This window comes from Kytococcus sedentarius DSM 20547 (assembly GCF_000023925.1).
Taxonomy (GTDB): Bacteria; Actinomycetota; Actinomycetes; order Actinomycetales; family Dermatophilaceae; genus Kytococcus; species Kytococcus sedentarius.
This window is the reverse complement of the sequence record NC_013169.1, coordinates 277,702-295,576: the sequence shown is the minus strand read 5'-3', so window position 1 is coordinate 295,576 and position 17,875 is coordinate 277,702. Positions and strand designations below refer to the sequence as shown.

The following is a 17,875-nucleotide window of genomic DNA, read 5'->3' as shown; positions in this document are numbered from 1 at the left end:
GAGGGGGGTGGCGTGCCCCACCCGCCGCCCCGATGGCGCACGTCACTGGCAGAGTGGGGCCATGCGCATCGGAGTCCCCACTGAGGTCAAGAACAACGAGTACCGGGTCGGCATGACCCCCGTCGGCGTCCGGGAGCTCACCGGCCGCGGCCACGAGGTGCTCGTGCAAGCCGGAGCCGGCGTGGGCTCCTCGATCACCGACGAGGAGTACGCCGCCCAGGGCGCCCGCATCGTGGAGTCCGCGGACGAGGTCTGGGGCGAGGCCGAGATGGTCGTCAAGGTCAAGGAGCCGATCGCCGAGGAGTACGGCCGCCTGCGCGCCGACCAGGTGCTGTTCACCTATCTGCACCTGGCCGCCGAGCCGGAGCTGACGAAGGCACTGATCGATGCGGGGACGACCTCCATCGCGTACGAGACGGTGCAGCGCCCCGACCGCTCCCTGCCGCTGCTGTACCCCATGAGCGAGGTCGCCGGCTGTCTCGCCCCCCAAGTGGGCGCGGCCTCCCTGCTCAAGGCCCGCGGTGGCCGTGGGGTGCTGATGGGCGGCGTCGGTGGCGTTGCGGGCGCAAAGGTGGCTGTGCTGGGCGCCGGGACCGCCGGCCAGAACGCCGCGAACATCGCGATGGGGATGGGCGCCGACGTCACGCTGCTCGACATCGACCTGGAGAAGCTCCGTATGAGCTTCTGGCGCTACGGCAACCGGGTGCACGGCATCGCGTCCTCGGAGCTGGCGATCGAGCGCGCGGTCACCGAGGCCGACCTGGTGATCGGCTCGGTGCTGATCCCCGGCGCCGCGGCCCCCAAGCTGGTGACGAACGACCTCGTGGCTCAGATGAAGCCGGGCAGCGTGCTGGTGGACATCGCCATCGACCAGGGCGGCTGCTTCGAGGACTCCCACCCCACCACGCACGACGACCCCACCTTCGAGGTGCACGACTCGATCTTCTACTGCGTGGCGAACATGCCCGGCGCCGTGCCAGCCACCTCCACGCAGGCCCTGACCAACGCGACCCTGCCGTACACGCTGCGGATCGCTGATGCGGGGTGGAAGGCCGCGCTGGGCGCTGATGAGGCACTCGCCAAGGGCCTGGCCACGCACGCCGGATCGCTGTACTCGGCGCCCGTCGGTGAGGCGCTCGGCATCGAGAGCAAGGACCCGGCCGGCCTGCTCGGCTGAGCCCGGGGGTCGCTCTGCCCACAGGCAAGCCCTCCACGCCAGACAAGTACTTGCCACGCCGGAAAGTAGTTGCTCCCTTGGGTGCCCGACGAGGGACCCGCACACCGAGCACCAGGAGTGGCCATGGAGAACACGACGCACACCCCCAACGCCCGCGAGGCACAGGCCGCCCCGGACGGCGCCTCCGGCGCCCGGGTCACCTCGGGCAAGGACCTGTCCACACTGCGCTTCACCGCGGCCGCCGTCAGCCTGGCCATGGCCGCCGTCCTGGTGCTGTTCCACGTCACGCAGAGCAGCGCCATCGGTCTGATCATCGGCATGTCGGTCTACATAGCCATGATCAGGCCGATGACGATGGTGGCGCAGCAGGCCAAGTCCCTGCCCCGCGGGTACACCAAGCAGTACACCGGCGCCGTGGTCGCCAGCTCGCTGCTGTACGGCGTGGGCATCCTGGTCAGCGTCCTCACCGAGGCACCCCTGTGGCTGATGATCGGCCTGGCCGTGCTGGTCGCGCTGCCCGGCGTCATCGTCGCGACGCGCCTCGGGAAGAGCGCCCGATGAGCACCACCCACGCCCGCCACCAGCTCGACGAGATCATCCACGCACCGACGCGCTTCAGCATCGTCGCCGCGCTGGCCTCCACCGACAAGGCCGAGTTCGCCGCCGTGCGCGGTGCGGTGGAGATCTCCGACTCGACCCTCTCCAAGCAGGCCTCGGCGCTGGAGCAGGCGCACGAAGCCCGTCTTGCCGGGGACGAGTTCCGCCTCGTCCATGAGGGCCATGCGGCCAGCGTGGGCGGCCGAATCGCTGGCACGCGCCCGCGCCGGAGGACCGGCATCGTCGCTGGTGGGTCTTGACCCTGACACCGTGCGAGGCACCAGAGTGGCGACATGACCGACACCCCGAACCCGATGTCGATCGGGCAGTTCTCCTCCCTGACGCGGTTGAGCGTGCGCATGCTCCGTCACTATGACAAGCACGACGTCCTCACCCCCGCCGAGGTGGATGCTGCGAGCGGCTACCGCCTCTACACCAGCGACCAGCTGGCCGATGCGGCGGACGTGCGCAGGCTGCGTGACGTCGGGTTCGGCGTGTCCGCCATCGCCGCCCTGCTCACCAGCCGTGGCACACCGGCCTGGGAACACGCCCTGCGGATGCAGCGGCAGTCCCTCACCGCCGATCTCCTGGCGGCGCAGCAGCGGATGGCGCTCCTCGACCGGATGCTCCAGACAAAGGAGAAGACCATGAGCATCGAGATCAGCGAGACCACCCTGCCGTCCACCACGATGGTGCTGCTGCGGGGCGCCATCCCCAGCTACTCCGAAGAGGGGGTGCTGTGGGAGCAGTTCATCCCCGAGCTCGGGCGCCAGGGGCTCACCCCCATCGGCCCCGGGGGTGTGGTGGAGAACGACCCGACGTACGTGGAGGCCGGCCCCGACGTGTCCGTCTGGCTGCCGGTGGCCCCGGGGACCACGGCCAGGGGCCCGTTGGAGGTGCACGAGCTGCCGGAGCAGCGGGCGGTGAAGGCCACCATCACCGGCCCGTACTCCCAGATCAGCGAGGCGCACGCCCAGATGGCGCAGTACATGGGTCAGGAGGGGCTCACCGAGGCGAGCCCCGGTGACGGGCCGGTCGGCAAGGTGGTCAACCGCTACCTGAGCGACCCGTCGAACACGCCGGAGGCCGACCTGCTGACGGAGGTGTACCGCCCCCTGGCGTGAGTCCGGCCCCACCGCACAGCGCACCGGCCGCCCGCTCGACCAGAGGGGCGGCCGGTGCGCGCCCGGCTCCGGCGTCTACCGTGGGCACCCCGACCGGAGGTGACACCGTGCGACGCCAACTTCCCAACCCTCGTGAACTCGCGCCGCTGATGCGGTTCAGCAAGCCCACCCTGAACCGCACCACCGCGCGGCTCGCCAAGGCGGCCGACATCGCCGACGTCCGACGCATCGCCCGCCGGGTCACGCCCACCGGACCGTTCGACTACGTCGACGGCGCAGCCAACTCCGAGGAGTCCATGCGCCGCAACACCGAGGCGTACCGCAACCTCGAGCTGCGCCCCACCGTTCTGCGCGACGTGGGCGAGGTGGACCTCTCCACCGAGGTCTTCGGCCAGCGCAGCGAGCTGCCCGTGGGCCTGGCCCCCACCGGATTCACCCGCATGATGCACGCCGCGGGTGAGCCCGCCGTGGCCCGCGCCGCACAGTCCGCCGGGGTGCCTTACACCCTGTCCACCATGGGGACCACGGCCATCGAGGACCTGGCGGCCCAGGTGCCAGACGCCCGCCGCTGGTTCCAGCTCTACTCGTGGCGCGAGGACCGCGATCGCGCTCGCGGCCTGGTGGAGCGGGCCCAAGAGAACGGGTACGACACGCTGATGGTCACCGTGGACACCGCCACCGGCGGCCTGCGCTATCGCGACCACCGCAACGGCATGACCATCCCGCCGCAGCTCACGGCCCGCACGCTGGTGGACGCCTCCTACCGGCCGCGCTGGTGGTTCGACTTCCTCACCACCGAGCCGCTGCGCTTCGCGACCCTCTCGAGCTCCGCCGGGGACTCGATGGACGTGATCATGAAGACCTTTGATCCCACCCTGTCGTGGGCGGACATCGAGTGGATCCGCGAGGTGTGGGCCGGTCCGCTGCTGGTCAAGGGCATCCAGACCCCCTCGGACGCCCAGCGGGCCCTCGATGCGGGGTGCGACGGCGTGTACCTGTCGAACCACGGTGGGCGGCAGCTCGACCGGGCACCCGTGCCACTGGCCGAGCTGCCCGGCATCCGCGAGGTGCTGGGGCCGGACGTGCCGATCATCGTGGACTCCGGCATCACCAGCGGCGTCGATGTGCTGGGAGCCCTGGCCTTGGGCGCCGACTTCACGATGATCGGCCGCGCCTACCTGTACGGGCTCATGGCCGGCGGGCAGCGGGGCGTGGAGCGGGTGCTCGACATCCTGCGGGCCGAGCTGCAGGTGGGCATGCAGCTGCTGGGCGTGCGCTCTGTGGACGAGCTGGGCCCGCAGCACGTGCGGCTGGACCACCGCGCCCCGCGGGACTGACCCCACCCCCGGTTCTGTCGTGCGGAGGGGGTGGGGCAGTGCCCGGTCCTCACCTCATCGCCCGCTCGCGCCACCGCCGCATCGCACCTAGCGTGGAAGGCAGGTGCCGCCCGCCCGGGCGGCCACGACAGCAGGAGGAACCCTGGTTGACAGGGACCCCCGCGAGATCGTCCACAAGATCATGCGCGACACCCGCATCGCCGTGCTCACCTACACCGACGAGCAGGGACGCCTGGTGTCGATGCCGATGGGCACCCAGACGTTCGACGACCCGTCGACCGTCTGGTTCATCACCGGGCTGGACACCGACAAGGTCAACGCGATCCGCGCCAACCCGCAGGTGAGCGTCTCCTACTCCTCGGACGACGGCTGGGTCTCCTACTCCGGCACCGCGACCCCGAGCCAAGACAAGGCCAAGCTCGACGAGCTGTGGGACGCCTCCGCCTCGGCGTTCATGGACACCGAGAAGGACGACCCCCGCAGCGGCCTGCTGGAGATCCACCGCCAGACCGCCGAGTTCTGGGCGTCCGACGGCGCGGTGAGGACGGCGTTCGAGTTCGCCAAGGGCCTGGTCTCCAAGGACCGTCCAGACATGGGCACGAACGACACCGTCCAGCTCTGAGACCACCCCGCCCCGGCCCGGTTCACCACCACTCATGGAAGTGGTGGACCGGGCCTGCGCCGTGCCCGATGCCCAGCTCGTCGCTCCGCCGGAGCGCGTCCGTCAGGTAGTCCTTCGCCCCCTCGATCGCGTCGCCCCAGTCCCCCCGTTGCGGCAGCAGCGCCGCGATCGCCGAGGAGAGCGTGCACCCCGTCCCGTGCGTGTTGTCCGTGACCACCCTCAATGCGGTGAGCGTCGCCGTCCCGTCGTGGTCCGCCAGCACGTCCGTGGCGCGCGGCCCCGGCAGGTGACCGCCCTTGAGCAGCACGCGGGTGCCCAGCCGTCGGTACAGCTCCTGTGCCTGCTCGGTCTGCTGGGTGACCGTCCGCGCCTCCTCGCAGCCCAGCATCACCGCGGCCTCCGGGCCGTTGGGGGTCACGAGGTCGACCAGCGGGGCCAGGCGCAGCACGGCCTCGACGGCGTCGCGGTCCAGCAACCGCGCCCCGGCGGTCGACACCATCACCGGGTCGAGCACCACGGGGCAGTCCAGGACCTCCCCCACCAGGTCGGCCACCGCCTCTGCCACGGCCGCGCTGCCGAGCATGCCGATCTTCACCGCATCGACCTGCACGTCGTCCACCAGAGTGAGCACCTGGTCGCGCACGAACTCCGGCGGCACCGGGTGGATCCCGGTGACGCCCCGCGTGTTCTGTGCGGTGAGGGCCGTCAGCGCTGCGCAGCCGTAGGCACCGAGGGCGCTGAAGGTCTTGAGGTCGGCCTGGATGCCGGCGCCGCCCGAAGGGTCGGAGCCGGCGATGGACAGGACGGTCGGGGTGCTCACAGCTCCCCCTGCAGGGGCGACGCGGCCAGGGCCTCTCGCAGCTCCCGGGTGGCCGCCGGGACGTCCGCTGCGGCGCAGATCGCGCTGACCACCGCCACCCCCTCGACGCCCGACCCCGCGAGTTCGGCCAGTGTGTGGGCCTTCACGCCCCCGATCGCCACGGCCGGGTGGTGGCTGCGCCGGCGCAGGTCGGCCAGCCCCTCGGGCCCGATGGGGGGTGCGTGCCCATCCTTGGTGCCCGTCGCCCAGACCGGTCCCAGACCGATGTAGTCGAGTGTCGCCGGTGGCAGGGCGTTGGCGGCATCGACCTGCGCTGCGTCGTGGACGGAGAGGCCGATGATGGCCTCGGGGCCCAGCGCCGCGCGGGCCGCGGTCGGTGGGGTGTCCTCCTGACCGATGTGCACCCCATCGGCCCCGATGGGGTGCACCAGGTGCACCCGATCGTCGATGAGGAGGGGCACCCCGGTGCCCGCGAGCATCTCGACGAGCTGGCGCCCCAGGGCAACCACCTCCTCATCGGAGGCTGCCTTCTCCCGCAGCTGCACGCAGGTGACCCCGGCCGCGACGGCCCGCGCGACGACGTCGGCCAGGCCCCGTGACCCGGCCATGGCGCTGTCGGTGACCAGGTAGAGGGAGAGGTCCACTCGTGGTGGGCCCCCGGTTGCCGGGGTGGCGTGGGGGGAAGGGGTCCAGGTGGCGTGCTGCATGGCGACGTCCCTCCGCTCGCGTGAACGAGATCAGGTTCGACGGGTCTGTTCTCAGCCCCCTGGTGGGGCACCCCGCGTCGTCCTCCACCGTAACCTCTGGCCAGGGCGGGCACGACAGGGTGGAGACGGCGCTCCTACGCTGGCCGACATGCGTACACGAAACCTCGGGAACGACACGGTCGGGCGCCACCAGGTCGGCGCCATCGGCATGGGTCTGATGACGATGAGCCAGGACGGTGAGCCGCCGCGCCAGCAGCTGCTGGACACGGTGACCGCGGCCCTGGAGGCGGGCGTCACCCTGTTCGACACCGCCGACGCCTACGGGCAGGGCACCGCCGGCGAGCAGGCCATGGGGCAGAACGAGCGCCTCATCGCCGGCCTGCTGGACGAGCTGGGGGTGCGCTCCGAGGTCGTCCTGGCCACGAAGGCCGGCCACACCCGTGGCGAGGACGGCTCTTGGGGCCTGGACTCGCGTCCCGAGTACCTGCGCGAGGCGGCGGAGGCCAGCCTGGCGCGGCTCGGGGTGAAGCAGATCCAGCTGTGGCAGCACCACCGCCCGGACCCGGAGTGCGACTACCGCGCCACCATGGAGGCCCTGCGCGAGGTCGCGGACTCCGGGATCGTCGCGATGGTCGGCATCTCCAACGCGGACCCGGAGCAGATCCGCACCGCCCACGACGTGCTGGGCGACCGGCTCGTAAGCGTGCAGAACCAGTTCAGCCCGAAGTTCCGCAGCAGTGCGCGGGAGATCGAGGTCTGTACCGAGCTCGGCCTGGCCTTCCTGCCGTGGTCCCCACTGGGCGGCCTGAACGAGGCCAAGGAGCTGGCCGAGAAGCACCCGGCGTTCGCCGAGGTCGCCGACGAGCGGGGTGTGAGCCCCCAGCAGGTCGCCCTGGCCTGGGAGCTGGCGCAGTCCGAGGTGGTCATCCCCATCCCGGGCGCCAAGCGTCCGCAGTCGATCACCAACTCCGCCGCCGCAGCCGAGATCGACCTCACGGACCGCGAGCTGGAGCGCCTCGACGCGAGCTGAGCGGCCCACCGGTGGGCCACATGGAGCTGACACGCCCAAGGGCACCTGACACACCGTGTTCGGTAGGTCAGGTACCCCTTTGCTGTGTCAGTTCCCGCGGACCGATCCCCCCGGGCGTCAGAGCTGGACGGCCGCGGCCAGGGACTCGGGCGTGAGTTGCGCGAGCTCGTCGAGCAGCGCGGGCATCAGGCTCCCCGGCCCCCGGGAGAGCTCCGCAGCCCGCTCGGCCGCCACCGTGTAGGCGGCGGTGGCGGTCGCCGCGGCCAGCAAGGGGTCCTCGGTGCACGCGACGCACGCTGCCATCAGCGCCCCCAGGGCACATCCGGCGCCGGTCACCTGGGTGAGCCACGGGTGGCCGTGCCCCAGGAGGGCCAGTCGTCGCCCGTCCACGAGGTGGTCGACCGCCCCGCTGATGGCGACCGCTCCCCCGCTGCGCTCGACGAGACGGCAGGCGGCACGCACCGCGGACTCCGGGTGGTCGATGCTGTCCGCGCCCCGCCCGCCGCGACCCCCGGCCAGACCGATCACCTCCGAGGCGTTGCCCCGCACGATGGTGGGGCGCTTGGCCAGCAGCCCGGTCGCGATCCCGCTGCGCCACGGCAGTCCCCCGGCCCCGATGGGGTCGAGCACCCACGGCGTCCCGGACTCCCGCGCGCCGGTCACCGCCTCAGCGATCCCCTGCATCGACTCCTCGGTGGGCGTCCCCAGGTTCACCAGCACCGCTGAGGCGACCCCGGCGAAAGCTCGTGCCTCCCGGGGCGTGTCCACCATCGCGGGGGAGGCGCCGGCTGCCAGCAGGACGTTGGCGCTGAGAGTGGTGGCCACCCGGTTGGTCAGGCACTGCACCAGGGGCGAGCGCGTGCGCAGGGCGTCCCAGGTGGTGGCCAGCTGGGCGCGGGTGAGGTCGTGGCCCCGCAGGGCATGGGCGTGGGTCATGGTGCGACGTCCCTCCGCTCGCGTGAACGAGATCAGGTTCGACGGGTCTGCTCTCAGCCCCCGGTGGGGCACCCCGCGTCATCAGCCACCGTAGCGGCCGCCGCACCCTTCGCCAAGGAACGGCGGCCGACCCGAGGCCCATCCAACCGCTGGTTCAGACCGCGGGCATCCGCCGCACGATCAGCCAGTGCGCCACGGCCAGCAGGGCGGCCTGCGTCAGTTCGGTCCACAGGTTCGCGGCATCCCCGACCGCCCGGGCCTCGGTCCCCCCGACGGCCACGGGCGGCCACAGCACCGCCGCCACCACCTGGGGCACGTCCACCAACGACAGCCCCACGGGCAGCACGATCCACCACAGCGCCAGCACCACCAGGGCGAGGAACGCCCCGAAACGGACGAACAGCAGCGTGACCACCAGGGCCGTGAGGAGCAGGGTCACGCCGTTGGCCAGGTAGCCCCAGTCCAGCGAGCCGATGGAGGACCACGAGGGGCCGCCCGACCCACTGCCCGTCCGGGCGAAGCGCGCGGCGAGCAGCACCGCTGCCAGACCGGCCGCCCACGTGGCGAGCACGGTCACCACCGCGGCCCAGTGGCCGGCCCACACCGACCGCCGCGTGGCACCGGCGGCCAGCCACACCCGGGTGTACCCGGTGACCGTGGTGACGACCACCACGATGCCAGCGATGACCAGGACGAGCGCCAGGATCATGGCGCCCAGGCCCAGGGTGAACGACCCCGCATCGGACCACATGCCGCCGGCCTGGTCAGAGGTCTCCTGGCGGACGACGAAGAACCACAGCAACAGCAGTGCCACGGCGGCGAGGCCGACGGTCACCCCCAGGCCGATGGCCAGGTCCACGACCACGTGGCGCACGATCGATCGCGCCACGGCGAGCCACTGGGGCCGTCCGGTGGCGGGTCCGCCGGCCCGGCGGTCAACGGGTGCAGCACTCGTGCTCATGACGCTCCTCCTGACAGGTTCTCCAACACGTCGGTCAGCGAGGCCAGGCGGCCCCCGCCCCGGGTGTGCTCCTCGCGCAGCTCCCCCGCTGGGCCCGCAGCGACGACGCGACCCTCGTGCAGCACCACGACGTCCTCCATGACCTCCTCCACCTCGTCGAGCAGGTGGCTGGAGAGCACGATGGTGCGGGGCCGCTCGGCGTACTCCTCGAGGATCGCCTCGGTCAGGCGGCGGCGGGCCACGGCATCGAGGCCGATGTGGACCTCGTCCAGCAAGGTGACCTCCGCCAGGGAGGCCAGGGCGAGCGCCGCGGCGAACGCGGAGCGCTGGCCCGTCGACAGGCGGCTGGGGCGTCCGTCCAGGGGCACCTCCAACCGGTCGGCCACCCGCCTGAAGGCCGCCTCGTCCCAGTCCGGACGCAGCATCCGGTACAGGTCGAGCGTGGCAGCGATCCTCACGTCCTCGAGCACTCCCCCGGTGTGGCCCAGCAGGCAGACCCGGGAGGTGCGTGCGGCGTCCTCCCATACGGGTGCGCCGTCGACGAGGACCTGGCCCTCGGTGACGGGGCGCAGCGCGGCCACCGCCTGCAGCAGCGTGGTCTTGCCGGCGCCGTTGCGGCCGATGAGGCCGGTGATCACCCCGGGACGGAACGCGACGTCCACCCCATCGAGGGCGGTGGTCCGCCCGAATCGTTGGATGACGCCCTGGAGCGTCACCTCCCACCCGCCGGTCATGACGTCCTCCTGACGTGGTCGATGATGGCCGCGGCCTCGATGCCGAGAGCCCGCGCCTCCGCGAGGGCCGGGTCGAGCACCTCGGTCCAGTAGGTGGAACGGCGGGCCGCGACGACGCGCTCCCGCGCGCCCTGGCTGACGTACATGCCCACCCCGCGTCGCTTGTGCACGACTCCCTCGTCGACCAGCAGGGCCATGGCCCGGTTGGCCGTGGCCGGGTTGATGCGGTAGGTCGTGGCGTACTGCGTCGTGGACATGACCTGGTCCCCCTCCCCGAGCTCGCCCGTGGCGACGTCCCGTCGGATCTGTTCGGCGATCTGGAGGTAGATCGGCGAGCGGTCGTCGAACTCGTGCACACCGACCTCCTCGTTAGTTAGTTACTTGACTAACTAACCATTGAGGATGGGTGGCTGTCAACACGTGGTGGTCGCCCGAAAACGGGGTGCCCCTGCCCAGACCGGCGGGATACGGTCCCGCCATGCCCCACCTGGAACTGCACGACATCGAGTACTGGCTGCCCGACGGCCGGCCCCTGCTGGGCGGCGTGGGCTTCCGCGTGGGCGACAGGCACCGCACCGCCCTGGTGGGGCCGAACGGCACCGGCAAGACCACCCTGATGCGGATCCTCTCCGGCGAGATCACCGACTTCGAGGGGCAGGTCACCGCATCGGGCAGTGTCGCGCTGATGCCGCAGTTCATCGGGCGGGTGCGCGACGACTCCACCGTGCGCGACCTGTTGCTGGGCGTCGCCCCGACCCCGCTGCGCGATGCGGGCCGGGCCGTGGACGCCGCCGAGCTGCGCATCATGGAGGTCGACGACGAGGCCGCCCAGATGGACTACGCGCAGGCGCTGGTCGACTGGGGCGATGTCGGTGGCTACGACTACGAGACCCAGGTGTGGGACGAGGTCACCCTCGCCGCGCTGGGAGTCCCCTTCGAGAAGGCTCAGTTCCGGGCGGTGAACACCCTCTCCGGCGGTGAGCAGAAGCGTGTGGTGCTCGAGGCGCTGCTGCGCGGGCCGGCGCAGATCCTGCTGCTGGACGAGCCGGACAACTACCTGGACGTCCCCGGCAAGCGGTGGCTGGAGCAACGGCTGCGCGACTGCGGCAAGTCGGTGCTGTTCATCAGCCACGACCGCGAGCTGCTCAGCGAGGTGGCCACCCACGTGGTGACCCTGGAGCCGCACGCCGCGGGGGCCACCGCCTGGACGCACGCCGGCTCGTTCGCCACTTGGCACGACGCCCGCGAGGCCCGCAACGCCGCCCTGGAGGAGCACCTACGCCGGTGGGAGGAGGAGCACGCCAAGCTCAAGGCCTTGGTGCTGCGGCTGAAGGTCAAGGCCGAGTACAACGACGGCATGGCCCCGCGCTACCGGGCGGCGCAGACGCGTCTGGCGAAGTTCGAGGAGGCCGGCCCGCCGGAGAAGGTCGCCACCACGCAGAACGTGCGCATGCGGCTGCGCGGCGGTCGCACGGCCAAACGCGCCGTGGTCACCGAGCAGCTCGAACTGCGGGTCCCCGCCCTCGATGGGGGTGGGCAGGCCACGCTGATGCAGCCCTTCGACCTGGAGGTCTGGTTCGGCGAGCGCGTGGCGGTGCTGGGCTCCAACGGGTCCGGCAAGAGCCACTTCCTGCGCCTGCTGGCCGGCGGTGGGTCCGACCCGGAGCCGGAGCACCGCCCTGTCGGCGACGTGACCCCTCCCCCGGTGGACCACCGCGGCGTCGCCCGGTTGGGCTCCCGGGTGCGCCCCGGCTGGTTCGCCCAGACGCAGGACCATCCGGGCCTGGTGGGCCGGACGCTGCTGGAGATCCTGCACCGCGGCGACGAGCACCGGGACGGGATGGGGCGCGAGCAGGCGGCGAAGACGCTGGACCGCTACGGCCTGGCCGGTGCCTCGGAGCGGGGCTACGACCAGCTCTCCGGTGGCCAGCAGGCGCGCTTCGGCATCCTGCTGCTGGAGCTCTCCGGAGCCACCCTGCTGCTGCTCGACGAGCCGACGGACAACCTGGACCTGCACTCCGCCGAGGCGCTGCAGGACGCGCTGGAGCCGTTCGAGGGCACCGTGCTGGCCGTGACCCACGACCGGTGGTTCGCCCGCACCTTCGACCGCTTCCTGGTCTTCACCTCCGACGGCGTGGTGGTGGAGACCCCCGAGGCCGTCTGGGACGAGGAGCGGGTGCGCCGCCGGCGCTGAGCGCCCTCAGGCGCGCTGCACGCCCGCGGCGAGCAGCGCCTCATCGACCATCGGGGCGATGCGGGGCTGCATCTTGGTCTCGCCCTTGGCCATCGAGGAGAGCGAGCCCGTCCACGAGCCGTCGGCAGTGGTGGGCTGGCCGACCCAGACGGTCCGGGCGAGCTCGAGCTGCGCCAGGGCGGGGTCCTGCTGGGCGGCCTTCTGCGCCTCGATGACCTCCGTGGCCTGGGCGTCGGTGAAGTCCTCGCTCTTGGCGGCCCCGACCGCGCCGAGCATCCATTTGCCCCACGGCCCGTGCAACTCGTTCACCTTCAGGACCCGGGAGACCTTCGTGCGCACCTGGTCGGCGGGGACGTCGGCCACGACGCGGTCCGCGGAGGCCAGCACGATGCGCCCCGGGCTGATGGTGAGGATCACCGGGGTGCTGCGCTGGGTCATGACCTTCTCGAACAGGAACATGCCGATCTTCAGGGGCGTCCCCGACTGCGGTGCGTTCACGTGGTCCTCCGGGGCTGCGTGTGCTGGGCGACGTCCGCCCCGTTCACTGTCCCTCGCAAGGTAGCAACCCGGCAAGGCCGCCACCTCCGCCGCGGGAATGACGGCGGACGCCGGGCGCCAGCACCGAGGACGCACCCGGTCGCGGAACACGGCATCATGGGGGCAGCACCGCGCCCACCCGACGCACTGGAGGACCCATGAGCCTGGAATCAGGCCTGCACGCCCGCTTCGCGCAAGCCTTCGGCGAGGTGGCCGACCAGGTGACCGACTGGGACGCCCCCACCCCCGTCAAGGAGTGGCGCGCGCGCGACATCGTGGAGCACCTCATCGACTGGTACGAGTCCGTCCTGGAGGGCTGGGTCGACATGGACCTGCCCGACCGCGACCCGCAGGACGGCCCGGCCACGGCGTGGCACAAGCGCACGGCCGACGTCCAGGAGCTGCTCGACGACAGCGAGCGCAGCACCATCGAGCTGGCCAACGGCCCGTTCTCCGGGCAGACCATCGCGGAGATGACCGGCGAGCTCTACGTCTCGGACGTCTTCATGCACACCTGGGACCTCGCCCGCTCCGCCGGCGTGGAGGCAGACCTCGACCCCGAGTACGCCGAGCAGATGCTCGAGGGGATGCTCCCCATCGAGACGATGCTGCGACAGTCCGGTCAGTACGGCCCCGCGGTCGAGACCGACAGCGAAGACCCGGTGGAGCGCCTCATGGCCTTCATCGGCCGTGACGTGCACGCCTGGACCGCACGCGCCTGATCACCGCCCGACCCCGGCTCAGGCCACCAGCGCCAGGTCCGCGTACACGCCGTCGCGCGCCAGCAGCTCGGCGTGGGTGCCCCGCTCGGCCACCCGCCCCTCGGCGAGCACCACGATCTGGTCGGCGGCCTCCACGGTGGACAGCCGGTGGGCGATGGTGATCGTGGTCCGCCCCCGGGAGACCGTGTCCAGGGCCTGCTGCAGCGCCCGCTCGGTCGCGTTGTCCAAGGCGCTGGTCGCCTCGTCGAGCACCAGCACCGGCGGGTCGCGCAGGATCGTCCGCGCGATGGCCAGGCGCTGCTGCTCGCCCCCGGAGAAGCGGTAGCCACGAGAGCCCACCAGCGTGTCCAGCCCGTCCGGCAGCCCCGCGACCAGGTCGGCCACCTGGGCCGCGCCGAGCGCCCGCCACAGGTCCACCTCGGTCGCCTCGGGTGCCGCCCGCAGCAGGTTCTCCCGGATGCTGGCGTGCACGAGGTAGGTCTCCTGGCTCACCACCCCGACGATGCGGGCGAGCACCTCCGGGTCGAGCTCGCGGACGTCCACCCCGTCGATCGTGATGCGGCCGGCGGCGGGGTCGTACAGGCGCGAGACGAGGGCCGCGAGGGTCGACTTGCCCGACCCGGTGTGCCCCACCAGCGCCAGCGAGCTGCCGGCAGGGACCTCGACCGAGACCTCACGCAAGGCGTCGCGGCCGCTGCCCGCGTAGCGGAAGCTCACCGCATCGAGCCGGACGTCACCGCGCACGGCGGTGGGGTCGAGCGGCACGGGGTCGGCCGGCGGGACCACGTCGGGCTCCAGGTCGAGGTACTCGAAGACGCGGCTGAACAGCGCCATCGAGCTCACCCACTGCGCGCCGACGTTCAGCAGCCCCATGAGCGGACGGAAGATCCCCGCCTGGAGCGTGGTGAACGCGATGAGCGTGCCGATCGTCATGCCCCCGGAGGTCGCGGGGAGACCCGCCGCCAGGTAGATGGCCGCGGGGATGGCGGCGAAGACGATCTGCATGGTCGCCATCCGCCAGCGGCCCGCCAGCTGGGCGCGCATCTCGAGGTCGATGAGGCCGTGGCTCACCTCGTCGAAGCGCGCGGCGTCCTGCCGGGTGGTGCCCAGGGTCTTGGCCAGCCGCACCCCGCTGACGCTCAACCCCTCCTCGATGCGGACGTGCAGGTCCGCCAGCGCCGCCTGCTGCTGGGAGGTGATCTCCCGCCGCAGCAGGGCGACCTTGCGCGTGAGCCAGATGGCCGGCGGCACGACCACCAGCGAGATGAGGGAGAGCCGCCAGGAGAGCGCGAGCATGGCCACCATCGTCGCCACGGCCGTGGTGACGTTGCTGGCGGTGGAGGTGGCCGTGGTGGTCACGACGCCCTGCATGCCGCCGACGTCGTTGATGAGGCGCGACTGCACCTCGCCGGCGCGGGCGCGGGTGAAGAACGAGAACGACTGGCCCTGCAGGTGGGCGAACAGCCGCGAGCGCAGGGTGTGCATGACCTCCTGGCCCACCTGCGCGGCCATCCAGGTCTGCACCACCCCGAGCATGGCCGTGACGGCGGCGACGCCCACCATGCCGCCGACCACGAGGAGAAGCAGGCGCACGTCCTGCTGCGGGATCGCGACGTCCACGGCCTCACGCACCAGGAAGGGCTGGGCCATCGCCACCGCCGAGGTGAGCACGATGATGGCGGTGACCACGGCCAGAGTGCGGCCGTGGGGGCGGAAGAGCGCGACCACGCGCCCGTACTCCACGGGCCGCTGCGCGAGCTGGGCGCGGTCGGCGCGGCTGATCTTCTGCGGTCCGCGGCGCCCGGGGCCACCACCGCCGGTGGGGCCCATCGCGTGCATGGGGGTGACCGTCACGGGCATCCCTCCGTTCCTGAATTGCTGAGGCTGACTCAGTATGAGGCAACATCAGCATCGGCGCTAGCATTCCCCCATGACCACCCCTCGCGATGCAGAGCCCGTCCCCCCGCGGGCGCGCCCCGGCACCGGCCCCGACAGCCCGGATGCCCTGGGGGAGGTCTTCCTGAGCACCTCCCGGCGCCTGCGCCACCACATCGCCCACTCGTTGGCGCCCACAGGCATGGTGCCCCACCACGCCCGGGCGCTGCGCATCGTCGACCGGGACGGCCCGATGCGGCTGGGCGAGCTCGCCGCGGCCCTGCACGTGGTGCCCCGCAGCGTCACCGACGTGGTGGACGCCCTCGCTGATGCCGGGTGGGTCACCCGCACCCCGGACCCGGCCGACCGGCGGGCGACCGTCATCACCACCACCGCCGCGGGGCGGGCCCGGGCCCGCGAGGTCGAGCAGGTGCGCCGGGCGGCCGGCGACGACTTCTTCGCGAGCCTGCCCGCGGCCGACCGGGCCACGCTGCGGCGCATCCTGCAGGCGCTGGGCGAGGAGGCATGATGGGGGCCGTGTCCCGCGTGAGCTCGTCCCGCGCGCCGGCCCCGCACTTCGCCGCCCCCACCGAGAAGGCGGTGCACAACTTCTCGCTCTACTCGCTGGTGTCGGTGGGCTTCGTCCTGGCGTCCTTCCTACTGCTCGACGGCGCGATGCTCTGGGTCGGCCTACCCACCCTGCGGTGGGTGGGCATCCCGCTGCTGCTGGTCTTCTTCGTCCTGGGGCTGGCACTGACCCGGGGCGCGCTGCCCCTGGGGTCCGGTGAACAGGACAGCCCGGCCGCCGCACCCTGGTGGATGGTCCTGGCCACCACCGGCGTGGCCACGGCGCTGGCCGGGCTGCAGGTCTGGCAGGAACCGGCGTCGGGCGCCAGCATGAGCGCGTACACGATGCTCGTCCTGAGCATGGTGCTGGGCCTGTCCGTGCGCATCCGGCCGGCGAGCCTGCTCACGGCGCTGGCGGCGGGAGTGGTGACCTTGGTGGTCGCCGCCCGTCACCCGGAGCACGCCGTCGTGGTCGCACCGGGCATGCTCCTGGGGTTCGTCGGGCTGGCCATCGGCTACTTCAGCGCGTGGTCCATGGAGGTGGTGCGTCAGCAGGCCCGCAGCCGCCACCTGCTGGCCGACCTCGCCGTCGCCGAGGAGCGCCTGCGCTTCAGCCGCGACCTGCACGACACCTTCGGCCGCACGCTCTCGGTGGTCTCCCTCAAGGCCGAGCTGGGGGCCGAGCTGGCGCGCCGCGGGCGCACCGAGGAGGCCGCGGCGGAGATGGACGGGGTGCGGCAGGTGACGCAGGAGGGCGCGGCCGAGGTGCGGCGCGTCGTGAGCGGGTACCGGAACCTCGACCCGGCAGCGGAGTGGGCCGGCGCCCGGGCGGTGCTCCGCGCAGCCGGCATCGAGGTGGAGGCCACCGGCAAGGAGCTCCTGGAGCGGTGCGCCGCCTGGTCCGACACCGCCCGGGAGGCCGTGGCCTGGACCCTCCGCGAGGCCGTCACCAACATCCTGCGCCACTCCGACGCCCGGCAGGTGCAGCTGGCGCTCGGCGAGCACGACGGCTGGGTGGAGGTCGAGGTCGCCAACGACGGTGGCCACCCCGCCGTCCCGGGACACCGGGGCACCGGCCTGCAGGGCCTGCAGGACCGCGTCACCGCCGCCGGCGGGCACCTCCACCACGAGTCCACCAACGGCAGGTTCGTCCTGACCGCCTCCATCCCCAGTCAGGAGATCCCGTGACCGACAGCCCCATCCGCATCCTGTTGGTCGAGGACGAGACGCTGATCCGCGAGGCCCTCGCCTCCCTGCTGGCCCTGGAGGACGACCTCGAGGTGGTCGTCCGCGCCGGCTCGGTGGCCGAGGCGAAGGCCGTGCTGCGCTCCACCGAGGTGGACGTCGCCCTGCTGGACCTGCAGCTGCCGGACGGCGACGGCATCGACCTCGCGGTGCACCTGGGTGAGGTGCAGCCGCAGGCGGCGAGCCTCATCATCACCAGCCACGGGCGCCCCGGGTACCTGAAGCGGGCGCTGGAGTCCGGCGTCCGGGGGTTCCTGCCCAAGACGGTGGGACGCCGGGCGCTCGGCGAGGCGGTGCGGACCCTCGCGGAGGGGGCCGGTACGTGGACCAGGAGCTGGCGGCCGACGCCCTGGCCGCTGGCGCCTCCCCGCTCAGCGCCCGGGAGGCCGACGTGCTGGAGCTCTCGGCCGACGCCGCGCCGGTGGAGGAGATCGCCCAGCGGGCCCACCTGTCGGCCGGCACGGTGCGCAACTACCTGTCGGCGGCCGTGGCGAAGACCGGCACCTCCAACCGGCACGAGGCCGCGCGGGTCGCCCGGTCCAAGGGCTGGATCTGAGGGCATCCCGCCGGTTCGGCGCGGCCCGTATGACATCCGTCATCCCGAGGGGGTGAGCTCCGGGCAGTGCTTCGGTGGCCGGACTCACCGGGTGCGCGGCCACATCGGGGGCAGGGTGGAGTCATCAGCCAGAC

At 72.4% G+C, this 17,875-nt stretch carries 20 protein-coding genes, 1 pseudogene and 2 riboswitches; of the genes and pseudogenes, 13 read left to right on the top strand and 8 right to left on the bottom strand.

Annotated elements, in window-relative coordinates; genetic code table 11:
- The first annotated feature begins 61 nt into the window (after positions 1-61).
- The 6 genes from ald to KSED_RS01440 all read left to right on the top strand — a co-directional run bounded on the left by ald (position 62) and on the right by KSED_RS01440 (position 4,857).
- The gene (gene ald / locus KSED_RS01465; RefSeq protein WP_012801801.1) at positions 62-1,177 is read left to right on the top strand and encodes an alanine dehydrogenase; all 1,116 of its coding nucleotides are present in this window, start codon (positions 62-64) and stop codon (positions 1,175-1,177) included.
- Between the two features lie 123 nt (positions 1,178-1,300).
- Positions 1,301-1,738 carry a hypothetical protein gene (locus KSED_RS01460; RefSeq protein WP_012801800.1) on the top strand — a complete coding sequence of 146 codons (438 nt, stop codon included), beginning with the start codon at positions 1,301-1,303 and terminating at the stop codon, positions 1,736-1,738.
- Positions 1,735-2,034 (top strand): transcriptional regulator, encoded by a 300-nt coding sequence (locus KSED_RS13995; RefSeq protein WP_012801799.1) that lies wholly within the window; start codon positions 1,735-1,737, stop codon positions 2,032-2,034. The genes KSED_RS01460 and KSED_RS13995 overlap by 4 nt, the downstream gene beginning before the upstream one ends.
- Positions 2,035-2,067: 33 nt before the next feature.
- Positions 2,068-2,898, top strand: coding sequence for a MerR family transcriptional regulator (locus KSED_RS01450; RefSeq protein WP_012801798.1), 831 nt, complete (start codon positions 2,068-2,070; stop codon positions 2,896-2,898).
- Positions 2,899-3,005: 107 nt separating this feature from the next.
- On the top strand, positions 3,006-4,235 hold the full coding sequence (locus tag KSED_RS01445; RefSeq protein ID WP_012801797.1) for an alpha-hydroxy acid oxidase: 1,230 nt from the start codon (positions 3,006-3,008) through the stop codon (positions 4,233-4,235).
- 103 nt (positions 4,236-4,338) lie between these two features.
- Positions 4,339-4,857, top strand: a complete 519-nt coding sequence (locus KSED_RS01440) for a pyridoxamine 5'-phosphate oxidase family protein (protein WP_237699550.1) — start codon at positions 4,339-4,341, stop codon at positions 4,855-4,857.
- A 22-nt stretch (positions 4,858-4,879) separates the two neighbouring features.
- Here KSED_RS01440 and thiD read toward each other — a convergent pair whose 3' ends face one another.
- Both thiD and thiE read right to left on the bottom strand, forming a co-directional pair.
- Positions 4,880-5,677: a bifunctional hydroxymethylpyrimidine kinase/phosphomethylpyrimidine kinase gene (thiD, locus tag KSED_RS01435; protein WP_012801795.1), complete on the bottom strand. Its 798-nt coding sequence runs from the start codon at positions 5,675-5,677 to the stop codon at positions 4,880-4,882.
- Positions 5,674-6,384 carry a thiamine phosphate synthase gene (gene thiE / locus KSED_RS01430; RefSeq protein WP_081439729.1) on the bottom strand — a complete coding sequence of 237 codons (711 nt, stop codon included), beginning with the start codon at positions 6,382-6,384 and terminating at the stop codon, positions 5,674-5,676. Before thiE ends, thiD begins: the two co-directional genes overlap by 4 nt.
- Positions 6,375-6,469, bottom strand: a riboswitch (TPP riboswitch). It overlaps the preceding gene by 10 nt.
- Before the next feature lie 63 nt (positions 6,470-6,532).
- Here thiE and KSED_RS01425 point away from each other — a divergent pair.
- Positions 6,533-7,414: an aldo/keto reductase gene (locus tag KSED_RS01425; RefSeq protein WP_012801793.1), complete on the top strand. Its 882-nt coding sequence runs from the start codon at positions 6,533-6,535 to the stop codon at positions 7,412-7,414.
- A 117-nt stretch (positions 7,415-7,531) separates the two neighbouring features.
- On the opposite strand, the gene thiM is transcribed toward KSED_RS01425, so the two are convergent.
- The 4 genes from thiM to KSED_RS01405 form a co-directional block, all read right to left on the bottom strand.
- Entirely contained in the window at positions 7,532-8,350 is an 819-nt protein-coding gene (gene thiM / locus KSED_RS01420; RefSeq protein WP_012801792.1) for a hydroxyethylthiazole kinase, read from the bottom strand.
- A riboswitch (TPP riboswitch) is annotated at positions 8,343-8,436 on the bottom strand. It overlaps the preceding gene by 8 nt.
- Before the next feature lie 68 nt (positions 8,437-8,504).
- The gene (locus tag KSED_RS01415) at positions 8,505-9,311 is read right to left on the bottom strand and encodes a hypothetical protein (RefSeq protein WP_012801791.1); all 807 of its coding nucleotides are present in this window, start codon (positions 9,309-9,311) and stop codon (positions 8,505-8,507) included.
- Positions 9,308-10,045 carry an ATP-binding cassette domain-containing protein gene (locus KSED_RS01410; RefSeq protein ID WP_012801790.1) on the bottom strand — a complete coding sequence of 246 codons (738 nt, stop codon included), beginning with the start codon at positions 10,043-10,045 and terminating at the stop codon, positions 9,308-9,310. Before KSED_RS01410 ends, KSED_RS01415 begins: the two co-directional genes overlap by 4 nt.
- Positions 10,042-10,401 carry a GntR family transcriptional regulator gene (locus KSED_RS01405; RefSeq protein WP_012801789.1) on the bottom strand — a complete coding sequence of 120 codons (360 nt, stop codon included), beginning with the start codon at positions 10,399-10,401 and terminating at the stop codon, positions 10,042-10,044. Before KSED_RS01405 ends, KSED_RS01410 begins: the two co-directional genes overlap by 4 nt.
- 122 nt (positions 10,402-10,523) lie before the next feature.
- Here KSED_RS01405 and KSED_RS01400 point away from each other — a divergent pair, with 122 nt between their 5' ends.
- Entirely contained in the window at positions 10,524-12,239 is a 1,716-nt protein-coding gene (locus tag KSED_RS01400; protein WP_012801788.1) for an ABC-F family ATP-binding cassette domain-containing protein, read from the top strand.
- 6 nt (positions 12,240-12,245) lie between these two features.
- On the opposite strand, the gene KSED_RS01395 is transcribed toward KSED_RS01400, so the two are convergent.
- Positions 12,246-12,737, bottom strand: coding sequence for a hypothetical protein (locus tag KSED_RS01395; RefSeq protein ID WP_012801787.1), 492 nt, complete (start codon positions 12,735-12,737; stop codon positions 12,246-12,248).
- Between the two features lie 197 nt (positions 12,738-12,934).
- Here KSED_RS01395 and KSED_RS01390 point away from each other — a divergent pair, with 197 nt between their 5' ends.
- Positions 12,935-13,498 (top strand): maleylpyruvate isomerase family mycothiol-dependent enzyme, encoded by a 564-nt coding sequence (locus KSED_RS01390; protein WP_012801786.1) that lies wholly within the window; start codon positions 12,935-12,937, stop codon positions 13,496-13,498.
- Between the two features lie 18 nt (positions 13,499-13,516).
- Here the strand turns inward: KSED_RS01390 and KSED_RS01385 are convergent, their stop codons facing one another.
- On the bottom strand, positions 13,517-15,358 hold the full coding sequence (locus KSED_RS01385; RefSeq protein WP_012801785.1) for an ABC transporter ATP-binding protein: 1,842 nt from the start codon (positions 15,356-15,358) through the stop codon (positions 13,517-13,519).
- A gap of 70 nt (positions 15,359-15,428) precedes the next feature.
- Between KSED_RS01385 and KSED_RS01380 the strand changes: the two genes are divergently transcribed.
- The 4 genes and pseudogenes from KSED_RS01380 (at position 15,429) to KSED_RS15595 (ending at position 17,741) form a co-directional block, all read left to right on the top strand.
- Complete coding sequence (locus KSED_RS01380) at positions 15,429-15,902, top strand: MarR family winged helix-turn-helix transcriptional regulator (RefSeq protein ID WP_012801784.1); 474 nt, start codon at positions 15,429-15,431, stop codon at positions 15,900-15,902.
- Between the two features lie 8 nt (positions 15,903-15,910).
- A complete protein-coding gene (locus tag KSED_RS13305; RefSeq protein ID WP_169307765.1) occupies positions 15,911-17,128 on the top strand; it encodes a sensor histidine kinase in 1,218 nt (405 codons plus the stop codon).
- Positions 17,125-17,421 (top strand): annotated as a pseudogene (locus KSED_RS15600) (response regulator); the annotation flags it as partial. The gene KSED_RS13305 and the pseudogene KSED_RS15600, both read left to right, overlap by 4 nt.
- A gap of 86 nt (positions 17,422-17,507) precedes the next feature.
- Complete coding sequence (locus KSED_RS15595) at positions 17,508-17,741, top strand: response regulator transcription factor (RefSeq protein ID WP_308699672.1); 234 nt, start codon at positions 17,508-17,510, stop codon at positions 17,739-17,741.
- Positions 17,742-17,875: the final 134 nt, after the last annotated feature.